Origin of the sequence: Levilactobacillus brevis ATCC 14869 = DSM 20054 (assembly GCF_001433855.1) — a bacterium.
Classification (GTDB): Bacteria; Bacillota; Bacilli; order Lactobacillales; family Lactobacillaceae; genus Levilactobacillus; species Levilactobacillus brevis.
Map to the genome: position 1 here is coordinate 106,104 of NZ_AZCP01000004.1, position 22,160 is coordinate 128,263.

At 46.2% G+C, this 22,160-nt stretch carries 19 protein-coding genes; 12 read left to right on the plus strand and 7 right to left on the minus strand.

All coding sequences use genetic code 11. The annotated features are described in order from the left end of the window. Window positions 1-983, minus strand: a 983-nt coding sequence (locus FC61_RS08450) for an MFS transporter (RefSeq protein WP_155516309.1), incomplete at its 3' end; no start/stop codon positions are given. Window positions 984-1,074: 91 nt separating this feature from the next. On the opposite strand from FC61_RS08450, the gene FC61_RS12545 reads away from it, so the two are divergent. Beyond that, the gene (locus FC61_RS12545) at window positions 1,075-1,608 is read left to right on the plus strand and encodes a TetR/AcrR family transcriptional regulator (protein ID WP_021742403.1); all 534 of its coding nucleotides are present in this window, start codon (window positions 1,075-1,077) and stop codon (window positions 1,606-1,608) included. Window positions 1,609-1,672: 64 nt separating this feature from the next. On the opposite strand, the gene FC61_RS08460 is transcribed toward FC61_RS12545, so the two are convergent. The 5 genes from FC61_RS08460 to FC61_RS08480 all read right to left on the minus strand — a co-directional run bounded on the left by FC61_RS08460 (window position 1,673) and on the right by FC61_RS08480 (window position 7,511). Beyond that, window positions 1,673-3,481, minus strand: a complete 1,809-nt coding sequence (locus tag FC61_RS08460; RefSeq protein ID WP_021742404.1) for an oligopeptide ABC transporter substrate-binding protein — start codon at window positions 3,479-3,481, stop codon at window positions 1,673-1,675. A gap of 120 nt (window positions 3,482-3,601) precedes the next feature. Next, window positions 3,602-4,552 (minus strand): ABC transporter permease, encoded by a 951-nt coding sequence (locus tag FC61_RS08465; protein ID WP_021742405.1) that lies wholly within the window; start codon window positions 4,550-4,552, stop codon window positions 3,602-3,604. Between the two features lie 15 nt (window positions 4,553-4,567). Next, a complete protein-coding gene (locus FC61_RS08470) occupies window positions 4,568-5,527 on the minus strand; it encodes an ABC transporter permease (protein WP_011666977.1) in 960 nt (319 codons plus the stop codon). After that, window positions 5,527-6,501 (minus strand): ATP-binding cassette domain-containing protein, encoded by a 975-nt coding sequence (locus FC61_RS08475; RefSeq protein ID WP_021742406.1) that lies wholly within the window; start codon window positions 6,499-6,501, stop codon window positions 5,527-5,529. The genes FC61_RS08470 and FC61_RS08475 overlap by 1 nt, the downstream gene beginning before the upstream one ends. After that, window positions 6,498-7,511, minus strand: coding sequence for an ABC transporter ATP-binding protein (locus FC61_RS08480; RefSeq protein ID WP_011666979.1), 1,014 nt, complete (start codon window positions 7,509-7,511; stop codon window positions 6,498-6,500). The genes FC61_RS08475 and FC61_RS08480 overlap by 4 nt, the downstream gene beginning before the upstream one ends. Window positions 7,512-7,949: 438 nt before the next feature. Between FC61_RS08480 and FC61_RS08485 the strand changes: the two genes are divergently transcribed. The 11 genes from FC61_RS08485 (at window position 7,950) to FC61_RS08535 (ending at window position 21,554) form a co-directional block, all read left to right on the plus strand. Further along, a complete protein-coding gene (locus FC61_RS08485) occupies window positions 7,950-8,414 on the plus strand; it encodes an Rrf2 family transcriptional regulator (protein WP_021742408.1) in 465 nt (154 codons plus the stop codon). 323 nt (window positions 8,415-8,737) lie between these two features. Next, window positions 8,738-9,751 carry a lipoate--protein ligase gene (locus FC61_RS08490; RefSeq protein WP_011666981.1) on the plus strand — a complete coding sequence of 338 codons (1,014 nt, stop codon included), beginning with the start codon at window positions 8,738-8,740 and terminating at the stop codon, window positions 9,749-9,751. 131 nt (window positions 9,752-9,882) lie between these two features. Beyond that, window positions 9,883-10,302 carry a hypothetical protein gene (locus FC61_RS08495; RefSeq protein WP_021742409.1) on the plus strand — a complete coding sequence of 140 codons (420 nt, stop codon included), beginning with the start codon at window positions 9,883-9,885 and terminating at the stop codon, window positions 10,300-10,302. A 14-nt stretch (window positions 10,303-10,316) separates the two neighbouring features. Beyond that, window positions 10,317-10,796 carry a hypothetical protein gene (locus FC61_RS08500; RefSeq protein ID WP_021742410.1) on the plus strand — a complete coding sequence of 160 codons (480 nt, stop codon included), beginning with the start codon at window positions 10,317-10,319 and terminating at the stop codon, window positions 10,794-10,796. Between the two features lie 649 nt (window positions 10,797-11,445). Further along, on the plus strand, window positions 11,446-12,255 hold the full coding sequence (locus FC61_RS08505) for a hypothetical protein (RefSeq protein ID WP_021742412.1): 810 nt from the start codon (window positions 11,446-11,448) through the stop codon (window positions 12,253-12,255). Between the two features lie 508 nt (window positions 12,256-12,763). Next, a complete protein-coding gene (gene xylA, locus FC61_RS08510; protein ID WP_021742413.1) occupies window positions 12,764-14,113 on the plus strand; it encodes a xylose isomerase in 1,350 nt (449 codons plus the stop codon). Window positions 14,114-14,216: 103 nt separating this feature from the next. Further along, entirely contained in the window at window positions 14,217-15,725 is a 1,509-nt protein-coding gene (gene xylB / locus FC61_RS08515) for a xylulokinase (protein ID WP_021742414.1), read from the plus strand. A gap of 210 nt (window positions 15,726-15,935) precedes the next feature. Further along, complete coding sequence (locus tag FC61_RS08520; protein ID WP_021742415.1) at window positions 15,936-17,309, plus strand: sugar porter family MFS transporter; 1,374 nt, start codon at window positions 15,936-15,938, stop codon at window positions 17,307-17,309. A gap of 167 nt (window positions 17,310-17,476) precedes the next feature. Beyond that, complete coding sequence (locus FC61_RS08525) at window positions 17,477-18,256, plus strand: (S)-acetoin forming diacetyl reductase (RefSeq protein ID WP_015473105.1); 780 nt, start codon at window positions 17,477-17,479, stop codon at window positions 18,254-18,256. A gap of 337 nt (window positions 18,257-18,593) precedes the next feature. Continuing rightward, window positions 18,594-18,968 carry an iron chaperone gene (locus FC61_RS08530; RefSeq protein WP_021742418.1) on the plus strand — a complete coding sequence of 125 codons (375 nt, stop codon included), beginning with the start codon at window positions 18,594-18,596 and terminating at the stop codon, window positions 18,966-18,968. Window positions 18,969-18,992: 24 nt separating this feature from the next. Then, entirely contained in the window at window positions 18,993-21,554 is a 2,562-nt protein-coding gene (locus FC61_RS08535) for a YfhO family protein (protein WP_042516685.1), read from the plus strand. A 72-nt stretch (window positions 21,555-21,626) separates the two neighbouring features. Here the strand turns inward: FC61_RS08535 and FC61_RS08540 are convergent, their stop codons facing one another. Further along, complete coding sequence (locus tag FC61_RS08540; RefSeq protein ID WP_011666991.1) at window positions 21,627-22,148, minus strand: universal stress protein; 522 nt, start codon at window positions 22,146-22,148, stop codon at window positions 21,627-21,629. Window positions 22,149-22,160 lie beyond the last annotated feature (12 nt).

Genomic DNA, 22,160 nt, shown 5'->3' on the forward strand with positions numbered 1-22,160 from the left:
ATGACGGTTCGTGGCCCGACCTTATTTAATAAAAAGCCGCTAATTGGTGAGCAGATGAAGAGCATGAGGGAAGCGGGGGTAACCATCAATGCCGCCTGTAGTTCCGTCGCCCCCTGAATCTTAGTGAAGAAGCTGGGCAAGATGACCATTAAGGCAATAAAGAAAATGCCTGCAGCCACAGTAACGATTGCAGCCCCATTAAACTGCTGATCCTTAAATAATGCGAGTGGCATCATCGGTTGAGCAACTCGACTTTCAATCACAAGGAAGAGACCTAAGGCCAATCCACAGGTGCTCATCAGGCCGATGATTCGCCAGCTGGTCCAGCCCCAATCATTGCCTTTGATTAATAATAGCGACAGGCTAAAGAGCGTTAGCATTGAGGTGAGGGTGCCGGGGATATCCAGCGTTTCGTGCTGACTGCCGGTGTGATGCCAGTCGAGGAGGTGTAGGCACAGCCCGAGCGCTGTCAGGGCTAACGGTAGGTTGATTAAAAAGATGGTTCGCCAGCCGAAGTATTGAGTTAACACCCCGCCAATAGTGGGACCAAAAGCGGCAGCCAATCCTTGGGTGACCCCTAAAAGGGCGATGGCCTGCGTGCGGCCTGCCAGCGACGTGCTTTGAATGCCAATGGTCATACTGGCCGGGAAAACGATTGCGGCGCCGATACTTTGCAGGCCACGTCCGGCGATTAGAAAACTGACGGTAGGGGCTAGACCAGAGGCAATGGAGCCGAGGAAAAATAGACTTAAGCCGACTAAGTAGAGGCGTTCACGGCCATAAATATCGGCAATTCGCCCCAATGGGATCGTGAGGCAAGCGAAGAGAATCGTGTAAATATTTAGCGCCCAGGAGAGATGGGCTAGATCGGTGTGTAGGCCGCTTTGCATTGCGGGTAAAGCGATACTCATAACGGTGGTGTCCAGAATACAGATAAAAATTCCAATGGTCATCGTGAGTAAGATTTTGCGTGAATGAGTCATATGAAAGACCTCCCTTTATGTGTGGACCAGTGTATAAGATGGTACACTGGAAGAAAATAGTTACATGACAAAAAGGGGGTATTTGTCAACCATGAGTCCTCAGGAATTGAAAGACCAAAAGCTGCAGACGAGCTACCGCGCCTTACTGTTACTGCTGGCGCGCAAGCCAATGCCGGATATTTCAGTTACGGAGTTGTGCCAACAAGCGGGGGTATCGCGGACGTACTTTTATAATCGTTTTGGGAACTTTGACGAAATTATTTTGGCGGCCCAGGAACAAGGGATCAGTCGCTATTTGCGAGCATTACCTAATTTCCAGCAGGTTGATTTAACGGGACTGATGACGCGTTACTTTGAATTGGCCCAACGAGAGGCGGACAATCAATTATTATTGGTGAAAAATGGCAAAATTCGGGTGTTGATAACAACCTTCCAACAGGTCTACCGCCGGTTGTTAGCGGAGAGCCGAATTTTGGCTAAGGCCCCGCTAACTGTGGAAGATTACTACATCGAGTTCTTTGCGGGGGCCGTGATTAATCTGTCTGTCACGTGGCTAGAGCGGGGGATGCCGGAGTCCCCAAGACTGATGGGACAAAAGGCGAGTCGGTTTTTGCTGCGGACGTGAGTTGAGTGGATTGAGAACGCAAAAAAACACCGAGCCTCACGGGATTCGGTGTTCTTGGTATGGCTTATTTGAGACTTGATGAGGTCAACGAAAGGTTAGACCAGAAGCTATTGTTAGCGGGACCCATATCAAAGCCCTTAACTCGAGTATTAACTGGAACCCAGTTGTAACTGAATGAGCCGGGAGCAACGGCAGCTTGTTCATTCATGTATTTCTGCCATTGTTTGAAGGCCTTAGTCCGATAAGTGTCATTCCAAGCCTTATCACTGTTCATTTCATTCATCAATTGCGTATTTTTCTTAGAGACGAAGTGGCCCATGTTGTAGGTCGCATCTTCACCATAAAGTTGGGTAGGTGTTGGTTCAGATGACACGCCCCAAGCGGCAGCATAAACATCAATGGAGCTTTGTTTTGGCTTTTGCAGAGTTGAGTAGAAACTGTTCATTTCCATCGTCTTGCCACCAGTGAACTGAACGTTTAAGCCGACCTTGTGCCATTGCTGTAGATAGTCTTGGTATTCGGCTGCTTGTGCGGAAGTCCCAGTCATTGCGCCAAAGTAGATGGTTAACTTCTTACCACTGGGATCAGAACGCCATTTGCTACCGTTACGCTTCTTGTAGCCCGCATCGGTTAACAACTTGTCAGCCTTTTTGATGTTGAGTGGGTAGCCTTTAGAAGATGAGTCGTAGTACTTCGAGAAGATTGGTGGAATTAGGGTATTGGCACGCCAAGTGATCCCATTACCAAACTTTTTATTGACGGCGTCAAGATTTAAGGCATACATCATCGCCTGACGTAGATTCTTATTGGCCATCTTGCTATTCTTATCCATGACATTCTTTTGAGTCTTAGTGTCGTAGTGACCAACGTTGAAGCCAAAGTAATCATAGGCGAGCGCCGGTTGACCAGTAATCTTGTAGTTCTTCACATTTTTAAGTTCTTTGTAGTCGGTTCCATGCAAGACGCTACCAGGGACCGTGAAATCATACTTACCAGATTGAATGGCTTTATCAATATTGTTAGAAGAAACGACATTGATACTGATATGCTTGATTTGAGGGGTTTTGCCGTAGTAGTACTTGTTTGGTGACCAAGTGGTTGATTCACCTTCAACGACCTTATCTAGCTTGTAAGCACCCGTGAAGATGGGGTTTTTCCGAACTTGTTTAGACGAAGCCAATTTTGCAATCGGAACATTCTTGATGTATTCATATGGTTCAACAGTTCCCCAAATGAAAGAGTTACCAGAGTACTTCATGGCAGGCGTGACTTTGGTTAAATGGATAACCGCAGTGCGTCCCTTTTCACCATCTGGGAAAGTAATTCCTGAAATGGTCTTAGCTTTTCCAGTATGGTAGGCCGCCATTCCTTTAATGGTATTAAAATCAGCTGAGTATTGTTGTGAAGTGGTGTTTTTGTTAGCGATAACTTCATAAGGGTATTCGATATCCTTAGCAGTAACTTTAGAGCCGTTCGACCACTTGGCGTCTTTTTGTAAAGTGATGGTTACGGTTTTAGCCTTCCGATTAATCCGTTGGTTAGCTAATCCACCGTCGATGATTTTGTAATTTTTATCTACATTGAATAGGGAGCCGCCACCACCAGGAGCAAAGACATCAGCGTCTTCTTGGTTGGTGGATAGAACTTGATCAGAGATCCCTTGGAAGGGTGAATCATTAGGTTCAGCCAGCTTCAGTGTACTATTCTTGGTGGCTGAGGCATTGGTGGCTTTCTTATTGTTAAAAGTCGGTGATAATTTCAAAGAAGCAGTGGTACCATTTTCAGAACTAGATGAATTCTTGCTGGAACAAGCAGCGAGACTAACGGTTGCTAGAACAGCCATCGCTGATAATGCGAGCTTTTTCTTATCCATTTATGTTTCCCCCTTAATTAATAGTTAGGTACAAGCGTGTCATTCCCCTCAGAATGATACGATAAGACTAGGGCGCGGGATGTCAGGGTGGCACCATCTCCTTAAAAGTCGTGAATTGGACTAGTTAATTGATCCTTGACGTTGCGAAGCATCTGCGGACCGTCGTAGAACCTGACCAACGTAACTAATTGATAAACATAAAATGATGATTTCTAGTGCGGCTGGTAACCAAGTCCACCAGTATTGGGTAATGTTGTTGGGATCATTGGCATTGGCAATCATGGTCCCCAGCGAAGGGGTTTGGCTAGGTAGCCCGAATCCCAAGTAAGAAAGACCCGTTTCAACCCCAATGTTTTCGGCAAATGATAGGGTACAGTCAACGATAATCAATGAGGAAATATTAGGCATAATTTCTCTGAAGATAATCTTCCAGTGATTTGTTCCTGAAGTTCGTGAGGCAGCAACGTAATCTTTTTCCGACTCAGCGAGGGTTCGTGACCGAATTAAACGAGACGTTCCTTCCCAGTAGAAGATAGAAAAGATTAACGTTAAGGTAACTGAATTGTAGTGTGGGATGATAGTAACGAGGACAATGATCATCATGGTCATGGGTAACATCATCATGAAGTCATAGATCCGTTGCATCCCCCAATCAATATAGCCATTAAAGTAGCCAGAAATCAGCCCCCAGCAAATCCCAAATGTCGAAGAAATTGCGGTCAAGCCAATTGCGATCCCGATTGAATTTCGTGAGCCGACAATCAGCTGCTTGGCAACTGAACGACCACCGGAATCGGCCCCTAACCAGAAATCACTGGTAAATGGTTGATTGAAGTAAGCCATAATATTAGTTTCCATCATTTTGGGCGTGTTGATAAATAACGCACCAATCATGACGAATACAATAAAGCTAACAATAATAATTAAAGCGGCCATCGCCGGTTTGTCGGCCTTGAATTCACTCCAAATAATTTTGGCGGTCGAAGGGGTAGCTTCTGCTTGTGCTTCTTGCGTTAGCCGGGCTAAATCAGCTGCGGAAACGTCTGAGTGTTGTTCAAAATTTTCTGCCATGTGGTTTAGCCTCCTTTATTGAATCCGAATCCGGGGATCAACAATGCTTAAGATGATATCGGAAAGCAATGTACCAATGAGGTTCAAAATCCCGTAAATTAACACTAATGCGGTAATAACCGTGTAATCACGATAACTAATAGAGTTCACGAATAGGAGGCCCATACCGGGATAAGAGAAGACCGTTTCGGTAAAGATGGACCCGTTCAGTAACCCGGTAATGGAGTAACCCGCAAAAGCGGCAATTGGCAACAGTGAATTCCGGAAAATATGATGCCGGTAGATGTCCTTGTTGGGCACCCCTTTGGACCGCGCTGTACGGACGTAGTCAGAATGCTTGGCGTCAATCACTTCTGAACGTAAGTACTGAACGATATTGACAGTCCCGAACAACGCTCCCAATAAACCAGGTAACAGAATGTGATAGAACCGAGATCCAATGGTGGATAACCAACTGCTGGCATCGGACGATATTGACCCGGTCGTTGGGAACCAACCAAAGACATACCCGAAGATCCAAATGCCTAGAACTAAGATGACAAAGAATGGAATACAGTAGGTCACGTAAGTGTAGACCCGGATAATAGTATCTGGTAGTTTACCTTCATGCCGGCCGGCATAAACACCCATTGGTAAGGCGAAAGCATAAGTTAAAATCATGGTGAATAATGCCAACCATAACGTGTTACCCGCACGTCCGGCGATTAGCCGTGTAACGGGTTCCTGGTACTGATAACTGTTCCCCAAATTCCCATGGAATAAATGCACGACCCAATTCCAATATTGTTGGTACCAGGGGTCATACAGACCGTTAATCCGCATCAAGTGTTTGATTTGAGCCGGGTCGGCCTTGGGATTAATTGAACCGGTAAATGGATCACCAGGCATCGCCTTGGCCAAGAGGAAGACCAGAATACTGAGAATAATAACTTCGGGAATCATGATTAAGAAACGACGGAGAATGGTTTTCCACATTAGGCCTGCACCTCCCCTTCTTGATTAGCTAGCTGGTGAGCGATTTCTTCTGGTAAGGCCACCGAATGGGTGGGACTTACTTGTACCAACGGATAAGCTTCACCGTTTTCATCGTAGTATTTACTCTGTTGTTCGTCGTAGATCTTTTCCACGGCCAACCGGGAAGCTCGGTGAGCGGCCCGTTGGTTGACGTTGGTTTCGGGGATGGCTGCAAGCAGGCGCTTCGTATAAATATGTAGCGGATGGTTGTAGATATCCTCACGCGTACCGATCTCAACTAACCGACCGCGGTTCATGATGGCAATGTTATTACACATGTGGCGAACCACGCCGAGGTCATGTGAGATGAAGAGATAGGAAATACCAAATTGACGTTGGATTTTCTTCATAAAGTTCAGCACCTGTGCTTGCACAGATAAGTCCAGAGCCGAGACAGGTTCATCAGCGATGATGAGCTTGGGGTTGGTAGCAACGGCGCGAGCAACCCCGATTCGTTGTCGTTGACCACCAGAGAATTGGTGGGGATACTTGTAAAGGGCATCAGCATCTAGTCCCACGATATCAAGGAGCTGTAATACTCGGAGCTTCTCATCTTCTTTACTCAGATGTTCAAAGTTACGGAGTGGTTCAGCGATGATGTCTTCAATCCGCTTACGAGGATTCAAACTCGATAAGGAATCTTGGAAAATCATTTGCACGTCGCGGTTGTAATCGAGCTTGCGGCGGTTGGCCCATTCGGTAATATCTTTACCGTCATACATAATGGAGCCACTAGTGACCTTTTCCAGTCCCACAACGGACTTACCGGTTGTTGATTTGCCGGAACCGGATTCGCCAACCAAACCGTAAGTTTCGCCGGCCTCGATGTTAAAGGTAATGCCATCGACTGCCTTGACCGAGTCGGTGACCCGGTTCCAGAAACCGGAGCGGATGGGGTAGTGGACTTTGAGATCTTTGATTTCAACTAAGCTCATGCCGTCACGCCCCCTTGTTGATCTGGAAATTGAAAGTTCTTGTAGCAGGTGCAGCGAACCTCATGGCCCGGCGCTACTTCGTGCATACTGGGATGTTCTTCATGAGCACTGGCGGGAACCCACGGAATCCGTGGCGCAAACCGATCACCCTGACTGGGCATCTTTTGCAGTGATGGGACGTTCCCCTTAATGACATAGAGGTCATCATTCTCGTTTTCCCGCTGGGGCATTGACCGGAGTAGAGAACGGGTATACGGGTGCTCTGGGGTGTTGAAGACTTGTTCAGCCGATCCCAGTTCCACAATTTGGCCCGCATACATGACAGCTACTCGGTCGGCCGTTTCGGCCACAACCCCTAGGTCATGGGTAATCAGGATAATGCCGGCATGATTTTCTTTTTGAATATCACGGAGCACATCGAGAATCTGGGCCTGAATGGTGACATCCAATGCGGTGGTTGGCTCGTCAGCAATAATGAGGTCCGGCTTGCAGGCAATCGCAATGGCAATGATCACCCGTTGCCGCATCCCCCCAGAAAGCTCATGGGGAAATTGACGCGCTGTTCGTTGCGGATTCACAATGCCAACTTGATCCAGTAATTCTAGGACCCGCGCATGCTTGGCATCCTTGGATAGGTCGGTGTGGTAATCCATAACTTCACTGATTTGATCTTCAATTCGTTTGAGTGGATTCAATGCGGATAAGGGGTCTTGGAAGATCATGCCAATCTTATCGCCCCGGTATTGGTTGTAACCATCCTCGTCAAGCTGTAAAAGATCGGTTCCCTCGAAGTCAATCTCACCGGTAATCTTAGTCTCTGCCGCATCATGAAGACCCATGATGGTCGTGGCTAACGTACTCTTGCCACATCCGGATTCACCCACAATTGCGAGAATCTCATCGTGATGAACCTGAAGGTTAACGTGGGAGATGGCATCGTAGAATTGTCCGTTAATTTTAAAGGCGGTGCTGACATCTTTAATGGTCAAAAAGTTTGCTGCAGTGTCCACGGAAATCCCTCCCAATGTATTTTTCTCTAATATATCTCTCATTTTTGAATAAACCTTTATGAATAAAGGCTCGGACCTATTCAAGTTGGCCCTAAACAATAATTGCGTTTGATTATAGTTAATCAAATTCTAATTTTCAAGACCATTTTTTAAATAATTTGCCATTTATTTTTCACAAATTCTTCAAATCCTTTGATATGGCAATCATCGCAGATGCTTTGAAAAATGATAAAAAAATTCACTTAAATCCACCAAGTTGGATAATCGGGTTATCAAACTACCCGGTAATGGAATAATCCTATGCAAATGATCACGCAAATATGCATGTATATTTTGAATGAGGGAATCCTGTGATTACCAATTTGTGACTATTATCGAGATCGCAGAGTGTGGTATGATACCAGTAATGACAGATTTTTCGAAAGCGATGGCTGAACGATGAGATTAGACTTTTCAGTTGCCGTTCACAGCTTGCTTTACTTGGATGAGAACCGTCCACGTAAGATTGCAAGTCGGGAGCTGGCGACTTCCTTACAACTGAATGCGGTCATGATTCGCAATATTCTTTCCGTCCTGCATAAGCAGGGCTATATCGAGGGGTCCGTGGGTAAAAATGGCGGTTATCAACTCATTAAGGATTTAGCGGAGATCAATGTGGGTGAGCTTTATGACCTGACAATTCCACCGACCATTAGCTATGCCCGGTTTATCACCGGTGATTCTAAGGGAACGCAGACGACTGACGAGACGGATATTTCGGCAAACATCTCGCAAACGTTGACGGATTTATTTACCCTTGCCGATGAGGACTATCGCAAGTTCTACCACCAATTCACGATGACGGATTTAAAACGTGACTTACATGCACATGGTTTTTTCCGTCAGTTAATTAACCCCAAATAGACCGCTGGGAGTTATTGGCAAAGACGTGAGCTAAACGCTATTTTTTAGTTAGCAAACCGATTATAATTATGGTGTAGATGAGGAATGGTGATTACGGTCACCATTAATGTCGTTGGAAGCCGCCCGGGGTGAACCTGGACGGCTTTTTTCGATCAATAACCAGCGATAAAGTAGCAATAATCTTCTATAAATAAGGTAATGAAAACCCAGATGAAAGCTGAATTGTAATCGATTACAACTCGTGCTATGATTTAAAGTAACCAAGACACCGACAGTTAGGAGTCGGGGCCGTGGCGTGGTTAATTTGAAAGGGGTTTTGGGTTATGTATTGGTATGCGATGAAGTCACATGATATTCGACACAATTTAGCAACGGAACAGTACTTAATGAACAACAAAAAGTTCGATGAACCATTGGTATTGTTTTACTATGAAGGGCCCTGCATCATTGTCGGTCGGAACCAAAATACATTAGAAGAAATCAATCAAAAATACGTGGAAGAACATAACATCACCGTCACCCGTCGGTTATCGGGTGGTGGCGCGGTCTATCAAGATCTCGGCAACCTTTGCTTTAGCTTCGTGGTTGATAGCGATAGCGAAGAATTCGGTGATTTTAAGTCTTTCGTCCAACCGGTGGTGGATGCGTTGCATGCGATGGGCGCAACGACGGCTGAAGTCTCTGGTCGTAACGACATTCTGGTGGACGGCAAGAAGTTCTCTGGAAATGCGATGTACTCACATAGTGGCAAGACCTTCTCTCACGGAACGTTGATGCTTGATGTCGACCAAGATGTGATCGCGCACGCTTTAAATGTCCCGGAAGATAAGATGAAGTCTAAGGGGATTAAGTCGGTGCGGTCCCGGGTTACGAACTTGAAACCCTATTTAGCTCCCGAATATCAAAACTTAACGGTGCCGGAGTTCCGGGATACCTTGTTAAAGGAACTCTTCCAGGTTAAGGATCTCAAAGCGATTGCCGATAAGGAAGTCACCATCAATGATGATGAAAAAGTGGCAATCGATAAGATCTACAATGACTATTACAATAACTGGGACTGGGTCTACGGTAATTCACCTGAATTTACGGTGAAAAAGCGCCAACACTTTACGGCCGGTACAATTGATGCACGGTTATTAGTGGAGGGTGGCAAGATTAAGAACCTGAAGTTCTACGGCGATTTCTTCGGCCCAGCTGATGCGACTGAATTAGCGGATAAGCTAACCGGTGTGCGGTATGACCGAGAACACGTGGGCGCCATTTTGGATAGTGTCGATACCCAGCAATACTTCAATGGCATTCCTACGGCAGAAGTTCTTGATTTATTAGTTGATTAGCTGGCGTTAGTTTTTAGTGATTAGCTGATTTTCACCGGGGAATACGTTAGAATAGAAGAGGAAATTGACTAAGACGTGGTCGGTTTGACCACGTCTTTTATTTTAGAAATTATTGAGGGGTTTAGGTTAAAATGAAAGATCGTAACGTTATTGCCTGGGCGATTGTGTCCCTAGTTGGATTCATCGCTATTAGTTTTTTAATGTCACGGTTCTTTGGTCAAGGGGCCAATACCGCAAAAGTCATGACTGATTTTTGGCGTTCAACGCTGACGGCAGTTATTTTATATGCGATTCCGGTAGTGCTGGCGGCCATTGATTGGCGCCCATCCTTTTATGTCATGGGGCTGGTCATCGCGATGTACACGCTGGCGCTAATCAGTGTGTTACTGAACATGTGGACCGGGGGAACGCAGAATACCATGATGGTCAAATTACTCATGTCGGCGTTCAGCTTAGCTCTCATAGTGGGGAACGGGTATTGGCTGGTCTTGGCATTACGGTTGCGTAAGAAGGAACAAGATAGGCATGACCGGAAACGATTCGGTCGTTAAAACGAGGTGGAAAAATGAAACGAGAAGTACAAGCATTTATTGACGCAGTCGCTGAGGATGATGTGCAACACTTTACGGCGGAGACAACGCTGGCTGATTTTTATGACAAGCCGGACCAAACGATGGCGCCACTGGCGGCATTTATTCGTGAACAAATTGGGGCTGACAAACTGGCCCAGGCTGAACTCAAGGTGACCGATGCTGAGATGTCAGTTCGGTTGGAGTTAAGTGTGATTAATTTGCCATTGCAAGGTACGAAGACGATTGGCAAGATTATGGAAACTTCTGAGGAAGCCGATTTAAACGTGTATGCCGTGATTGAATCGCCTGATATTAATGTTTCTGGGTTGCGGATTGATGCCTTAGCACCAGCTACCACCTATGTTGAACAAGCTAAAGTGGCCGACGAGAGTCTTCATGATTGGCTAAACTTGCAGATTGAAAAACTACAAGCAGCAGCGACCAACAAGGAAGCCACTGACGTTAAAAAGTAGGTCGTGTATTCAGTGACGCCTTGTACTTTAGCTGAGATTGTGCTAATATCTTATCTATGCGATGAGTCGAGAAAATCACGCGACTTTCGGGTCGTCCGCGCAAGCGGCTAGGTGAATTTTTCAACAGGGCACATATGTCACCGTATTGTGACGTGTCTGATCTTGAGGGAATGTGGATTCCGAGATAGATCCACTCGTGCAAGCGAGTGCTGTATGAAGCGTCCAATCAGTCTTTGACTGGTTGGGCGCTTTTTTTGCGTGACGGGTTGTTAAATTAAACGCAACTTTTGGCACGTTTTCAACAGATGTTGATGGAGAATTTATGTGGAACGGCGTTCACTTGCGAATGGGAGTGGATTCCTCTTCATCGTCATTATCATGAAATTCAGCCATTTTAATTTTTCCCTCATCAAGATAGAGTTACTTAAAAACGTCTATACAGTAGCACTACACATTTAAAATAAACAGCAATTACCTTATATACCGCATACCATATAAAAGATGAATCGAACTTAACTATGACGGTTTGTCATCAAGTTCAAATTTGGAATTGAAATAGTTTAATTTTGATTTTTTCCGCCTGCGTTATGAATGTCAAGATAGAATGATGACAGTGTGTTTAGATGATTAGAATTAAGGAGATCCGTAGATGAATTTTTTTAAGATGGCTGCTTTAGCAGTTCTAGTCATGACCCTAGGAGGTTTGACATACTTGACTAAAGCACAGGCAAAAAGCTATATGATTAGTGGCCACGAAGTACACGATTACATTTTGAACGATTTTCAATACTATAAAGTCAAACGTGCGACGTCCCTAAGGTTCCTTTACTCTAACAACATGACCAAAGAAAGAACTGTACCTAAGGGAACCATTATCATCGGTCATAAGTATAAGGGGTCTTCCGTGGAAAAACCATCAATCTCAATTTACTTAAGCCAACTTGATTACGACTTTTTAAATAAGGAGCGTCCTAAGCATCTAGAATTACTATCAATCAGTGGCACGATTAGCTCATCTCGACCACAAGATTACCAACGAATCGCAAGACCAACTTATCTACCGGCTCTGAGTCTTGGTGATTTTAAGCAGGTCAAATTTAGAACTGATTTGACTTCTGACATCAAAATTTATTCACAACTTAGAATCACCAGTAACGGGTTCGCTGAATTTTCTCGTTTTAAGAATCCTGGCGCAATCAATGGTTCGCAACGTCCACAATTCCGACAAAAAGTTCAGAAGTCTACGAATAAGGGCAATACCCGGCAACTATATTTTGCTAAGGAAATTCCTGGGTTGGGGATGAAGAAAATTAAGCAGACCGGTAAATTGAAGTACCGACTAACGATCGTCAATCAGCACCAACCATTCGAGTATAATGGCGGTTCAGAAGATCCTAATCAACTCTTTTATAGTCGTTATACGGTCGGTGGCAAAAAGTTCGTTACCCAGATTGGTTAGTTTTACGTAAGTAAGACAAACACACATAATGTAATTTAGTGCATTACGACATCAATCCCCTTGGCTATGTGGAGTAGTCGGGGGTATTTTTACGCTTATATACATGGGTGTGGCAACATATTCCCTTCACTAATAATGATTTAGCCAATGCGATAATAGCTTTCCAATTAGGACAACCCCTTAGCGATAAGCAGGACTGACCAAGAATTTTAGAATGGCAACTTTTTTCATACTAAGCAGATCGGTTAATTCTAGTATTTCCTTTTCCATATTTATTTGTTGAACCCTCAGGCAAGCGCGATATAGTATTCATATAAAAGGTGATGGCCGTTGCCCCGGCCATCACACGTTCGCAAGTCTAGTTCGGTTCTATGGTGTGACTACTTCTTTTTTGAAGTGGTTTTTTTGAATTTTTTTGCGAAAACGCTTGCATTCAAAATAAATCCTTGTATACTTGTATTTGTAAGTTGGTTGTCGCAACGAACTAACTAGGAGGGCTTTTATAATTATGACTGAAGAATACTGGAAAGGCGTCGACAAGATTCAATACGTCGGCCATCAAGATAAGAAATCTGGTTTAGGATTCCAATACTACAACCCAGAAGAAGAAATTATGGGTAAGAAAATGAAGGATTGGTTACGGTTTGCCGTTGCTTACTGGCACACCTTTGACCAACGCCTAGTTGACCCATTCGGTGATGGGACCGCTCAACGTCCTTATGACAAGTATACTGATCCAATGGACTTGGCTTTAGCCAAGGTTGATGCTGCCTTTGAATTTTATCAAAAATTAGGGGTAGATTACCTTTGCTTCCACGATCGTGACTTAGCTCCAGAAGGTGATACGTTACGCGAAACGAACGCCAACTTGGACAAAGTTGTTGACAAGATCGTTGAATACCAAAAGACTTCTGGTATGAAGGTTCTTTGGAACACGTCAAACATGTTCACTAACCCTCGGTTCGTTGAAGGGGCTGCAACCTCACCATACGCCGATGTCTTTGCTTACAGTGCCGCACAATTGAAGCACAGTTTGGAAATTGGTAAGCGGGTTGGTTCTGAAAACTATGTCTTCTGGGGTGGCCGTGAAGGTTACGAATCACTCTGGAACACCAACATGAAGCAAGAACAAGAACACGCAGCTAAGATTTTCCATATGGCTAAGGACTACGCTAACGAAATCGGCTTCGATGCTCAAATGTTGCTGGAACCAAAGCCTAAGGAACCAACGACTCACCAATATGACTTTGATGCCGCTACGACGATTGCCTTCATGAAGGAATACGCCTTGGATAAAGACTTCAAGTTGAACTTGGAAGGTAACCACGCTAACTTGGCAGGTCACACTTACCAACACGAAATCCGGGTTGCTCGTGAAGCTGGTTTGTTAGGTTCATTGGATGCTAACCAAGGTGATAAGTTAATTGGCTGGGATATCGATGAATACCCATCAAACTTATACGAAACGACCGCTGCAATGTACGAAGTTGTCGAAAACGGCAGCATTGGCCCTCGCGGTGGGTTGAACTTTGATGCTAAGCCTCGTCGTTCCTCATTTGCCCCAGAAGACCTCTTCTTAGGCCACATTGTTGGGATGGATAGCTTTGCTGCTGGACTCCGGGTTGCTGCTGCAATGAAGCAAGATGGCTTCTTAGATAGCTTGAAGGCCGACCGTTACAGCTCATACAAGTCTGGTGTTGGTGCTGATATCGAAAGTGGTAAGGCTGACTTGAAGTCCCTTGAAGCTTACGCTATCGACAAGCCACAATCAGAATTGATCGCGGCAACGCATTCTGATCACTTAGAAGAAATTAAGGATACGATCAACCATTACATCATCGATACGTTGAGCAAGTAATCTTTGAGCGTGTTAAGATATAACTAATTAACCATGGAATTGGCGGACGGACGGTGTGTTCGTCCGCCTTTTTTAAACCAAAAACGACTAGGAGGAATGACCGATGGGGAAATATGTACTTGGCGTTGACCTGGGAACTAGTGCCGTCAAGGTGTCGGCCCTAGACCACAGCGGACAGATTGTTGCCCAAGAAAGCTTTGATTATGATTTGATTCAAAAACAACCAGGGTACAATGAGCAAAATCCAGAGGACTGGGTTTCTGGTACGACCGTTGCCATTGTCCGCTTGATTTTAAATGACCACTTGGACGCCAGCGATATTGAAGGCTTAAGTTACTCCGGGCAAATGCACGGGCTGGTTCTATTGGATGAGAACAAAAAAGTCTTACGACCAGCGATCCTGTGGAACGATACGCGGAGCACGCCACAACGAGAAGAAATTGAAGCCAAATTAGGTGATGAATTCGTTGATATTACGCGTAATCAGCCATTGGAAGGGTTCACGCTAACGAAGTTACTTTGGGTGAAAGAAAATGAACCCGATATTTGGGCTAAAGCTAAATACTTTGTTTTACCCAAGGACTACGTGCGATACCGGATGACCGGGAATCTAGCGATGGACTATTCGGATGCAACCGGGACTGTTTTATTAGATGTTGCGAAGGGCGAATGGAGTCAAAAAATCTGTGCGGCCTTTGATATTCCAATGAGCATGTGCCCACCGTTGATTAAGTCAATCGACCTGGCGGGTACTGTTACACCGGCATATGCCGAATTCTCTGGCTTGACCACTGACACGAAAGTCTTTGGTGGGGCGGCCGATAATGCAGCGGGAGCCGTTGGTGCCGGTATCTTGCACCCCAATATGGTCCTGTCCAGCATTGGAACGTCTGGCGTGGTCTTGAAGTACGAAGATAATGCGGATGTTAACTACCATGGCGTTCTTCAGTTTGAAGATCATGCTATCCCAGATAAGTTCTACTCAATGGGTGTGACGCTGGCCGCCGGCTACTCTTTGAGTTGGTTTAAGAAGACCTTTGCACCCGCCGAAGACTTTACGGATGTCGTTGCTAGTGCTGCCAAGTCCACGGTTGGGGCCAATGGGCTACTCTACACGCCCTACATTGTTGGTGAACGGGCGCCCTATGCCGATGCTGACATTCGTGGGAGTTTTACCGGTGTTGATGGAACGCACCAACGCTATGACTTTGTCCGCGCCGTGTTAGAGGGGATTATCTTCTCTTTCCGCGATCTCTTTGACATCTATGAAGAAAATGGCGGTGACTTTGATACGGTCGTTTCCATCGGTGGTGGCGCTAAGAGCCCTTTGTGGCTCCAAATTCAGGCCGATATCTTTAACCGTAAAGTGGTCAGCCTAACCAACGAACAAGGGCCTGGAATGGGGGCAGCGATGATCGCGGCCACCGGTCTAGGCTGGTTTGATTCCTTGCAGGACTGTGCTGAAACCTTTGTCCACTTTGGCAAGGCCTATGAACCCAATCCCGATAACGTTAAAAAGTATGAAAAGATGCATGCCATTTATAAACAGGTTTATCAACAGACTAAAACGATTAGTGAACAGTTGTTAGACTATCGGCGAGCGGAGCTTTAGACTAAATCACCGGCAACCCCAAGGGGGATTGTTGGTGATTTTTTGATTGCCTAAAAAGAAAACGGTTTCAAAAAGCTTGTGAAAGTGTTATGATAAGCTCATGGTTGGTTGCGGCAATCAACCAACGGCTTGCGAGACTAACTTACACACATATTGGATAGTTGCTAGTTATGGAAACGACGGTGAACGTCGTAATAAGGAGCGAGATTTATGCGAAAAGTTTCGACCGGATTTGTTTATTTCTTCGGCGCCCTTGGTGGGTTACTCTTCGGGTATGACACCGGGGTTATTTCTGGAGCCATTCTGTTTATTCAGAAGCAAATGAATTTAGGGTCTTGGCAACAAGGTTGGGTGGTTAGTGCGGTTTTGTTAGGCGCAATCTTAGGTGCTGCCATCATTGGGCCTTCGTCTGACCGGTTTGGTCGGCGGAAATTATTACTGCTTTCTGCTATTATTTTCTTCGTTGGGGCGTTAGGCTCCGCCTTTTCACCAGAGTTTTGGACGTTAATTATTTCCCGGATTATCCTGGGGATGGCCGTTGGGGCCGCCTCGGCGTTAATTCCAACGTATTTGGCTGAATTGGCACCTGCTGATAAGCGGGGGACAGTTTCTAGTCTATTCCAGTTAATGGTTATGACCGGGATTCTCTTGGCTTACATCACGAACTACAGCTTCTCAGGCATTTATACCGGCTGGCGGTGGATGTTAGGCTTTGCGGCAATTCCTGCTGCTTTGTTGTTCTTGGGTGGGCTGATTCTCCCCGAGAGTCCCCGGTTCTTGGTTAAAAGCGGGCATTTGGATGAAGCCCGACACGTGCTAGACACCATGAACAAGCATGACCAAGTGGCGGTCAATAAAGAAATTAATGATATTCAAGAATCCGCTAAAATCGTGAGTGGTGGTTGGTCAGAGTTATTTGGTAAAATGGTTCGGCCTTCACTGATCATCGGGATTGGTTTAGCCATTTTCCAACAGGTGATGGGCTGCAACACGGTACTGTACTACGCACCAACCATCTTCACGGATGTTGGCTTCGGGGTTTCAGCTGCACTGTTAGCGCATATTGGAATTGGGATCTTTAACGTGATTGTGACTGCGATTGCGGTAGCCATCATGGATAAGATTGACCGGAAAAAGATGCTAAATATCGGTGCCGTTGGAATGGGGATCTCCCTGTTTATCATGAGCATCGGGATGAAGTTCTCAGGTGGGTCACAGACCGCGGCAATCATCTCTGTGATTGCTTTGACAGTTTACATCGCCTTCTTCTCCGCAACTTGGGGTCCCGTAATGTGGGTCATGATTGGGGAAGTCTTCCCATTGAACATTCGGGGCTTAGGTAACTCCTTTGCTAGTGTGATCAACTGGACAGCGAACATGATTGTTTCCTTGACGTTCCCATCTCTGTTGGACTTCTTCGGAACCGGGAGCTTGTTCATTGGTTACGGGATTCTCTGCTTTGCTTCCATCTGGTTCGTCCAAAAGAAAGTGTTCGAAACGCGGAATCGGTCTTTGGAAGATATCGAAGCCACCTTACGTGCTAAGACAGGCGAAGATGCTGCTGAATTAAGTACGACAAAATAATGTAAACGATTACGAAAATGGTGGGATCAGGTAAAACGGGTCTGACCATTTTTAGTTGTCATGGATTAGTGGAAACTTCCCGACGCAATCGCTTTCTTTTTCCCGTTTTATTCGCTATCATGAGGTTGTACCTGGAAAATTTACTTATCTAAAGGAGTGAATGGCACATGGCATCAAATGGAAAAGTAGCAATGGTTACCGGTGGCGGACAAGGAATTGGTGAAGCCATCTCGAAACGGTTAGCTAACGACGGCTTTGCTGTGGCAATTGCTGATTTGAACTTGGACAATGCCAACAAGGTCGTTTCTGATATTGAAGCTGCTGGTGGCAAGGCCATTGCGGTCAAGACCGATGTCTCTGATCGTGATAGCGTGTTTGCTGCGGTTAATGAAGCGGCCGACAAGCTGGGCGGCTTTGACGTTATCGTTAATAACGCCGGCCTTGGCCCAACCACGCCAATTGACACCATCACCCAAGAACAGTTTGATACGGTTTATCACGTTAACGTGGGTGGGGTTCTTTGGGGCATTCAAGCAGCCCATGCGAAGTTCAAGGAATTGGGTCATGGTGGGAAGATCATTTCCGCGACGTCTCAAGCCGGGGTTGTTGGTAACCCGAACTTAGCTCTGTATAGTGGAACTAAGTTTGCCATTCGTGGTGTGACCCAAGTTGCGGCGCGTGACTTAGCCGCTGAAGGCATCACGGTCAATGCTTATGCACCCGGGATTGTTAAGACACCAATGATGTTTGACATCGCTCACAAGGTTGGTCAAAATGCTGGTAAAGACGACGAATGGGGGATGCAAACCTTCTCAAAGGACATCGCTTTAGGTCGATTGTCAGAACCAGAAGATGTGGCTAACGGGGTGGCTTTCTTAGCCGGTCCCGATTCTAACTACATTACGGGTCAAACACTTGAAGTTGATGGTGGGATGCAGTTCCACTAAACTTTCATAATTAAACACAATGAAGGGCCTATCCGCTACTAGTGGATAGGCCCTTTTAGCTGAAATATAGGATACAAAAAATGGTCGACAGTAACGACGACCATTTTCTGGTTGGAAGAATTGAAGCAAATGGTGATACTCGCGCTAATAACGGAAGGGGGGTCATGTTATCAGCCCTTACTAACAAGATAGCAAAGTCATGTGTAAAATGTGTCGCGGAATGGTATGAATCCGGTAAAGCTTGTCATAACAGTAATTATAAATGGTGAATGACCACGATAATGGTTATTAAATGGTACAATGATGTCAACTAACTTTATCAGTTGAGGTGAGAACGATGATTGCAGATTTTGAAGGTTATATTAATCGAGTTGACAATGCGGCAAATCGCGATCGATTACGGACAGTCTTAACTTGGGTTCAAGAAACTTTTCCCCAATTGGAGCAGCGGTACGCTTGGAATCAGCCGATGTTTACTGATCACGGGACGTTTATTATTGGGTTCAGTGTAGCCAAGCCGCACATGGCATTTGCGCCAGAAGGTCAGGGGATGGTGCACTTTGCCGAGCAAATCGCGGCGGCTGGGTATAATCCGGGGAAAAAGTTTGGCCGCATTAAATGGACGCAAGACGTTGACTATGATTTGTTGAAACAAATTATCCAGTACAACATTGACGACAAGATCGACTGCACGACATTCTGGCGGCGGTAGGGATTTTTAAGGGGAGAAATAGAGATGCAACGACAACAGTTCCAGCGGGGACGGTGGCAGCAGCCATTAACGGCCACCCTATTGGCGTTAATGATGATGGTGACCCTCTTTGCGTTACGGGGAATAACGCCATTTGGGAACCATAATCTGTTAATCGGCGATTTAGGGGTGCAATATACCCCGTTCTTTACAGATTTTGTTCGCCTGGTTAGGCAGCATACTTGGTCATTTATGAATTTGCACCAAGCACTTGGCGGCAATTGGATGCCGGTTATCAGCTATTACATATTGAGTCCGTTTAACCTGCTTTTGTTCGTGGGGCGGGCGAGTCAGATTCCGGTGATGATTGCCGTCATTATTATGCTTAAAGTAGCGACGATTGCCGGAACCATGACCTTTTATTTACAAGAACACTGGCGTACGACGAGTCGATTTGTGTTGGTATTTGGGCTGGCGTTTGCGTTTAGTGGGTTCGTGGCCTTAAATTTTTTCAATGTGATGTGGCTCGACGCCTTGATTTGGTTACCGCTGGTTACGTGGGGCGTGGATCAATTGGTTCGAACTGGACGGACGGTCGCTTATTTCGGCTGGCTGTTCGTCAGTGTGGTGACAGATTACTATCTGGGATACATGACGTGTTTGTTTATCGTGGCCTACTTTGGCTACGTCATCACGGCAGAGTGGCCGAAGGGGCAATCAGTACGCGCATGGTGGCATCAGCAACGCGGCTTAATTTGGCGGTTTATCGTCACATCATTATTGAGTGTGGGGACCACGCTAGCCATCTTACTACCAACCGTTTTGAGTATGCTAAAAACGCCCAAGGCGAGTGCTGGATTATCGAACTTTTTCTTGGTACCAACGTTTGGATTGGAATTTTTTAGTCAGCTGGGAATGGGGACCACGACGTATCTGCAACGGTTAAATCATGCGCCGGGTATTTTTGTGTCAACTCTCGTGGCCCTGTTGGTGCTCGTTTACTTCGCGTTGCCTCAAGTTAAACGCGGCGCTAAAGTGCGCTCGGCCAGTCTTTTGTTAGTGGTCTTCTTAGGGATGTGGTTGCGGGGATTTAATACCGTGTGGCACATGCTATCCGCTCCGGCCGGGTACCCGTTTCGCAACAGCTTCTTCTTTAGTTTTGTGTTAATTCTACTAGCAGCCGATGCTTGGCATGCTGGTATCCAGCAGCTGTCTCGTCGTTGGCGATGGGGATTACCAACCATCTTGGGTGGCCTGATGATTTTGGGCACAGTAATGATTGGCCCCATGACGAGCTGGACACAATCGGCTTACTATACCAGTCTCCAGCCAGTTAATTGGGGAAATTTGACGCTGAGTGTGTTGATACTCGTGTTGGCGGCTGGGGTGTTATGGTATCGGCCGCAGTGGACGGGATTACTGGGGGTCCTGGTCGGCTTAGAATTACTGGGGAACTTTAATGTGGCGCTCACGGGCGCAGATTTCGGTAATCAACGGCAGTATGCGGCAGCTTATACGCAGGCAGTCAAACGTTTACGGCCCCAAACCACAGCCACGACGGTATATCGAATTCGGAATAACGTACCAACCGTGGCCGCCGGGTTTGCTGGGCATTATAATCCGTATAACGACAGTATGTGGTTAGGTTATAACGGAACGGGCGCGTATAGTTCCACCATTTCAGCCGCGACCATTCAGATGAGTCAGCAGTTAGGGATTTTTACTCGAAATGTTCGCCGTCTCAGTCCACAGGGATTTACTCCAGTGACCGAGCTGATTTGGGGCGTGAAGGAAAAATTAACGACCACCGGGACGCAACGAGTGGGGAGTTATGTTGGTATGGGGATGGCCGTATCACCCCAACTATTGCGGGTCCACTTATCCGCGGATGCAATTACCAACCAGGAGGCTATCCTACAGGCGTTACGGCCACAAACAACGCCGTATTTTCGGACGGTTACTTCGGGGCATGATGCGGTGTATACCAAGTGGCAGATTAACGGCGCAGATACGACCTTTCCGTATAATCATCGCTGGTGGATTACACCGACTGCAACGGGTCGCCTGTACTTTTATGATCCGAGCGGTACCAGTAAGTATTCGACGATGCGGGTTAATGGCCACTTGGTTAAGCCCAAATGGTTTGCTGATCACCAAACGATGATGGTAAATCTGGGGCAGTATCGCCGAGGTCAGCGACTTCAGTTAACTTTTGCGAGTCAGCAGGCGACCGTCACCGGGATGCACGTGGCAACTTTGCCGGCTGAAAAAATGACTGCCGTGCGGCACCAGGTTGCTCAGCATGCCTTGACCTTGCATCAGTACCGTGGACACTTACGGACGAGTTATGTGGGGAACCTGACGGGAACGGCGCAAAAACGTTGGGCGTTATTGAGTTTACCGGCCGAAGACGGTTGGCAAATTACCGTTAATGACCAACGCGTGACTCCCCGAACGGCCTTGCACGGATTAATTGCCGTCCCGATTCATAGCGGTGACAATCATGTGGTGATTCACTATCATGTGGCTGGTGGCCGGCTAGGGGTACTTTTAGGTCTACTCAGTCTGGGGGGCTATGTGGTTTTAGAATGGCGTCGCCGCAATTAAATAGCAAAGTAAAGACCACAACTAGTAGAATGTGAATTCTATCAGTTGTGGTCTTTTTAGTATGCTAGATTGTTAAGGTAACTTGGGTTGCTCGCGATTCTTGGCAACCACTTGTTTTGTGTCGATTGGTGCACCAGTCGTATCGGTGCGAACGACAAACACATCAATGTTTGCCATCCGACTGACATAGGCTGTGACGGAGCCTTCTACCATGCGGGCAACAGCGCTCATCCCAGTCGCGCCCAGAACGATTAAATCATTGTGGTGGTCGGCGACAAATTCATGTGCGATGACCGTCTTGGGATTGCCGAAACGCACGTGAATGGCCAGCTCTTTGAACCCAGTCGCCGCACGCGTGGTTTCGACCAGAGACGTTAAGTAGGCCGTCGCATCTTGTGCGAGGTCATGAATAACATCACCAGGCATTGATCCACTGGCGTAAAAACCATAATGGTTGATTCGTAAGACGTTTAGCAGGTCAACGTGGGCGTGCTCACTCTGTTGTGCTAAGGCCACAGCCTTTTTTAACGCCAATTCTGCTTGGACGGAACCATCGACGGGAACCAAGATATTTGTGTAATGTTGTTGTGCCATAGTTAGCCTTCT

Excerpts from the sequence above, each read along its gene's own strand:
- FC61_RS08495 (WP_021742409.1), top strand. The coding sequence starts at position 9,883 with ATGAAAGATCGTAACGTTATTGCCTGGGCGATTGTGTCCCTAGTTGGA.
- FC61_RS08460 (WP_021742404.1), bottom strand. The coding sequence starts at position 3,481 with ATGGATAAGAAAAAGCTCGCATTATCAGCGATGGCTGTTCTAGCAACC.
- FC61_RS08490 (WP_011666981.1), top strand. The coding sequence starts at position 8,738 with ATGTATTGGTATGCGATGAAGTCACATGATATTCGACACAATTTAGCA.
- FC61_RS08520 (WP_021742415.1), top strand. The coding sequence starts at position 15,936 with ATGCGAAAAGTTTCGACCGGATTTGTTTATTTCTTCGGCGCCCTTGGT.
- FC61_RS08530 (WP_021742418.1), top strand. The coding sequence starts at position 18,594 with ATGATTGCAGATTTTGAAGGTTATATTAATCGAGTTGACAATGCGGCA.
- FC61_RS08500 (WP_021742410.1), top strand. The coding sequence starts at position 10,317 with ATGAAACGAGAAGTACAAGCATTTATTGACGCAGTCGCTGAGGATGAT.
- FC61_RS08535 (WP_042516685.1), top strand. The coding sequence starts at position 18,993 with ATGCAACGACAACAGTTCCAGCGGGGACGGTGGCAGCAGCCATTAACG.
- FC61_RS08525 (WP_015473105.1), top strand. The coding sequence starts at position 17,477 with ATGGCATCAAATGGAAAAGTAGCAATGGTTACCGGTGGCGGACAAGGA.
- FC61_RS08475 (WP_021742406.1), bottom strand. The coding sequence starts at position 6,501 with ATGAGCTTAGTTGAAATCAAAGATCTCAAAGTCCACTACCCCATCCGC.
- FC61_RS08485 (WP_021742408.1), top strand. The coding sequence starts at position 7,950 with ATGAGATTAGACTTTTCAGTTGCCGTTCACAGCTTGCTTTACTTGGAT.
- FC61_RS08465 (WP_021742405.1), bottom strand. The coding sequence starts at position 4,552 with ATGGCAGAAAATTTTGAACAACACTCAGACGTTTCCGCAGCTGATTTA.
- FC61_RS08470 (WP_011666977.1), bottom strand. The coding sequence starts at position 5,527 with ATGTGGAAAACCATTCTCCGTCGTTTCTTAATCATGATTCCCGAAGTT.
- xylA (WP_021742413.1), top strand. The coding sequence starts at position 12,764 with ATGACTGAAGAATACTGGAAAGGCGTCGACAAGATTCAATACGTCGGC.
- FC61_RS08540 (WP_011666991.1), bottom strand. The coding sequence starts at position 22,148 with ATGGCACAACAACATTACACAAATATCTTGGTTCCCGTCGATGGTTCC.
- xylB (WP_021742414.1), top strand. The coding sequence starts at position 14,217 with ATGGGGAAATATGTACTTGGCGTTGACCTGGGAACTAGTGCCGTCAAG.
- FC61_RS12545 (WP_021742403.1), top strand. The coding sequence starts at position 1,075 with ATGAGTCCTCAGGAATTGAAAGACCAAAAGCTGCAGACGAGCTACCGC.
- FC61_RS08505 (WP_021742412.1), top strand. The coding sequence starts at position 11,446 with ATGAATTTTTTTAAGATGGCTGCTTTAGCAGTTCTAGTCATGACCCTA.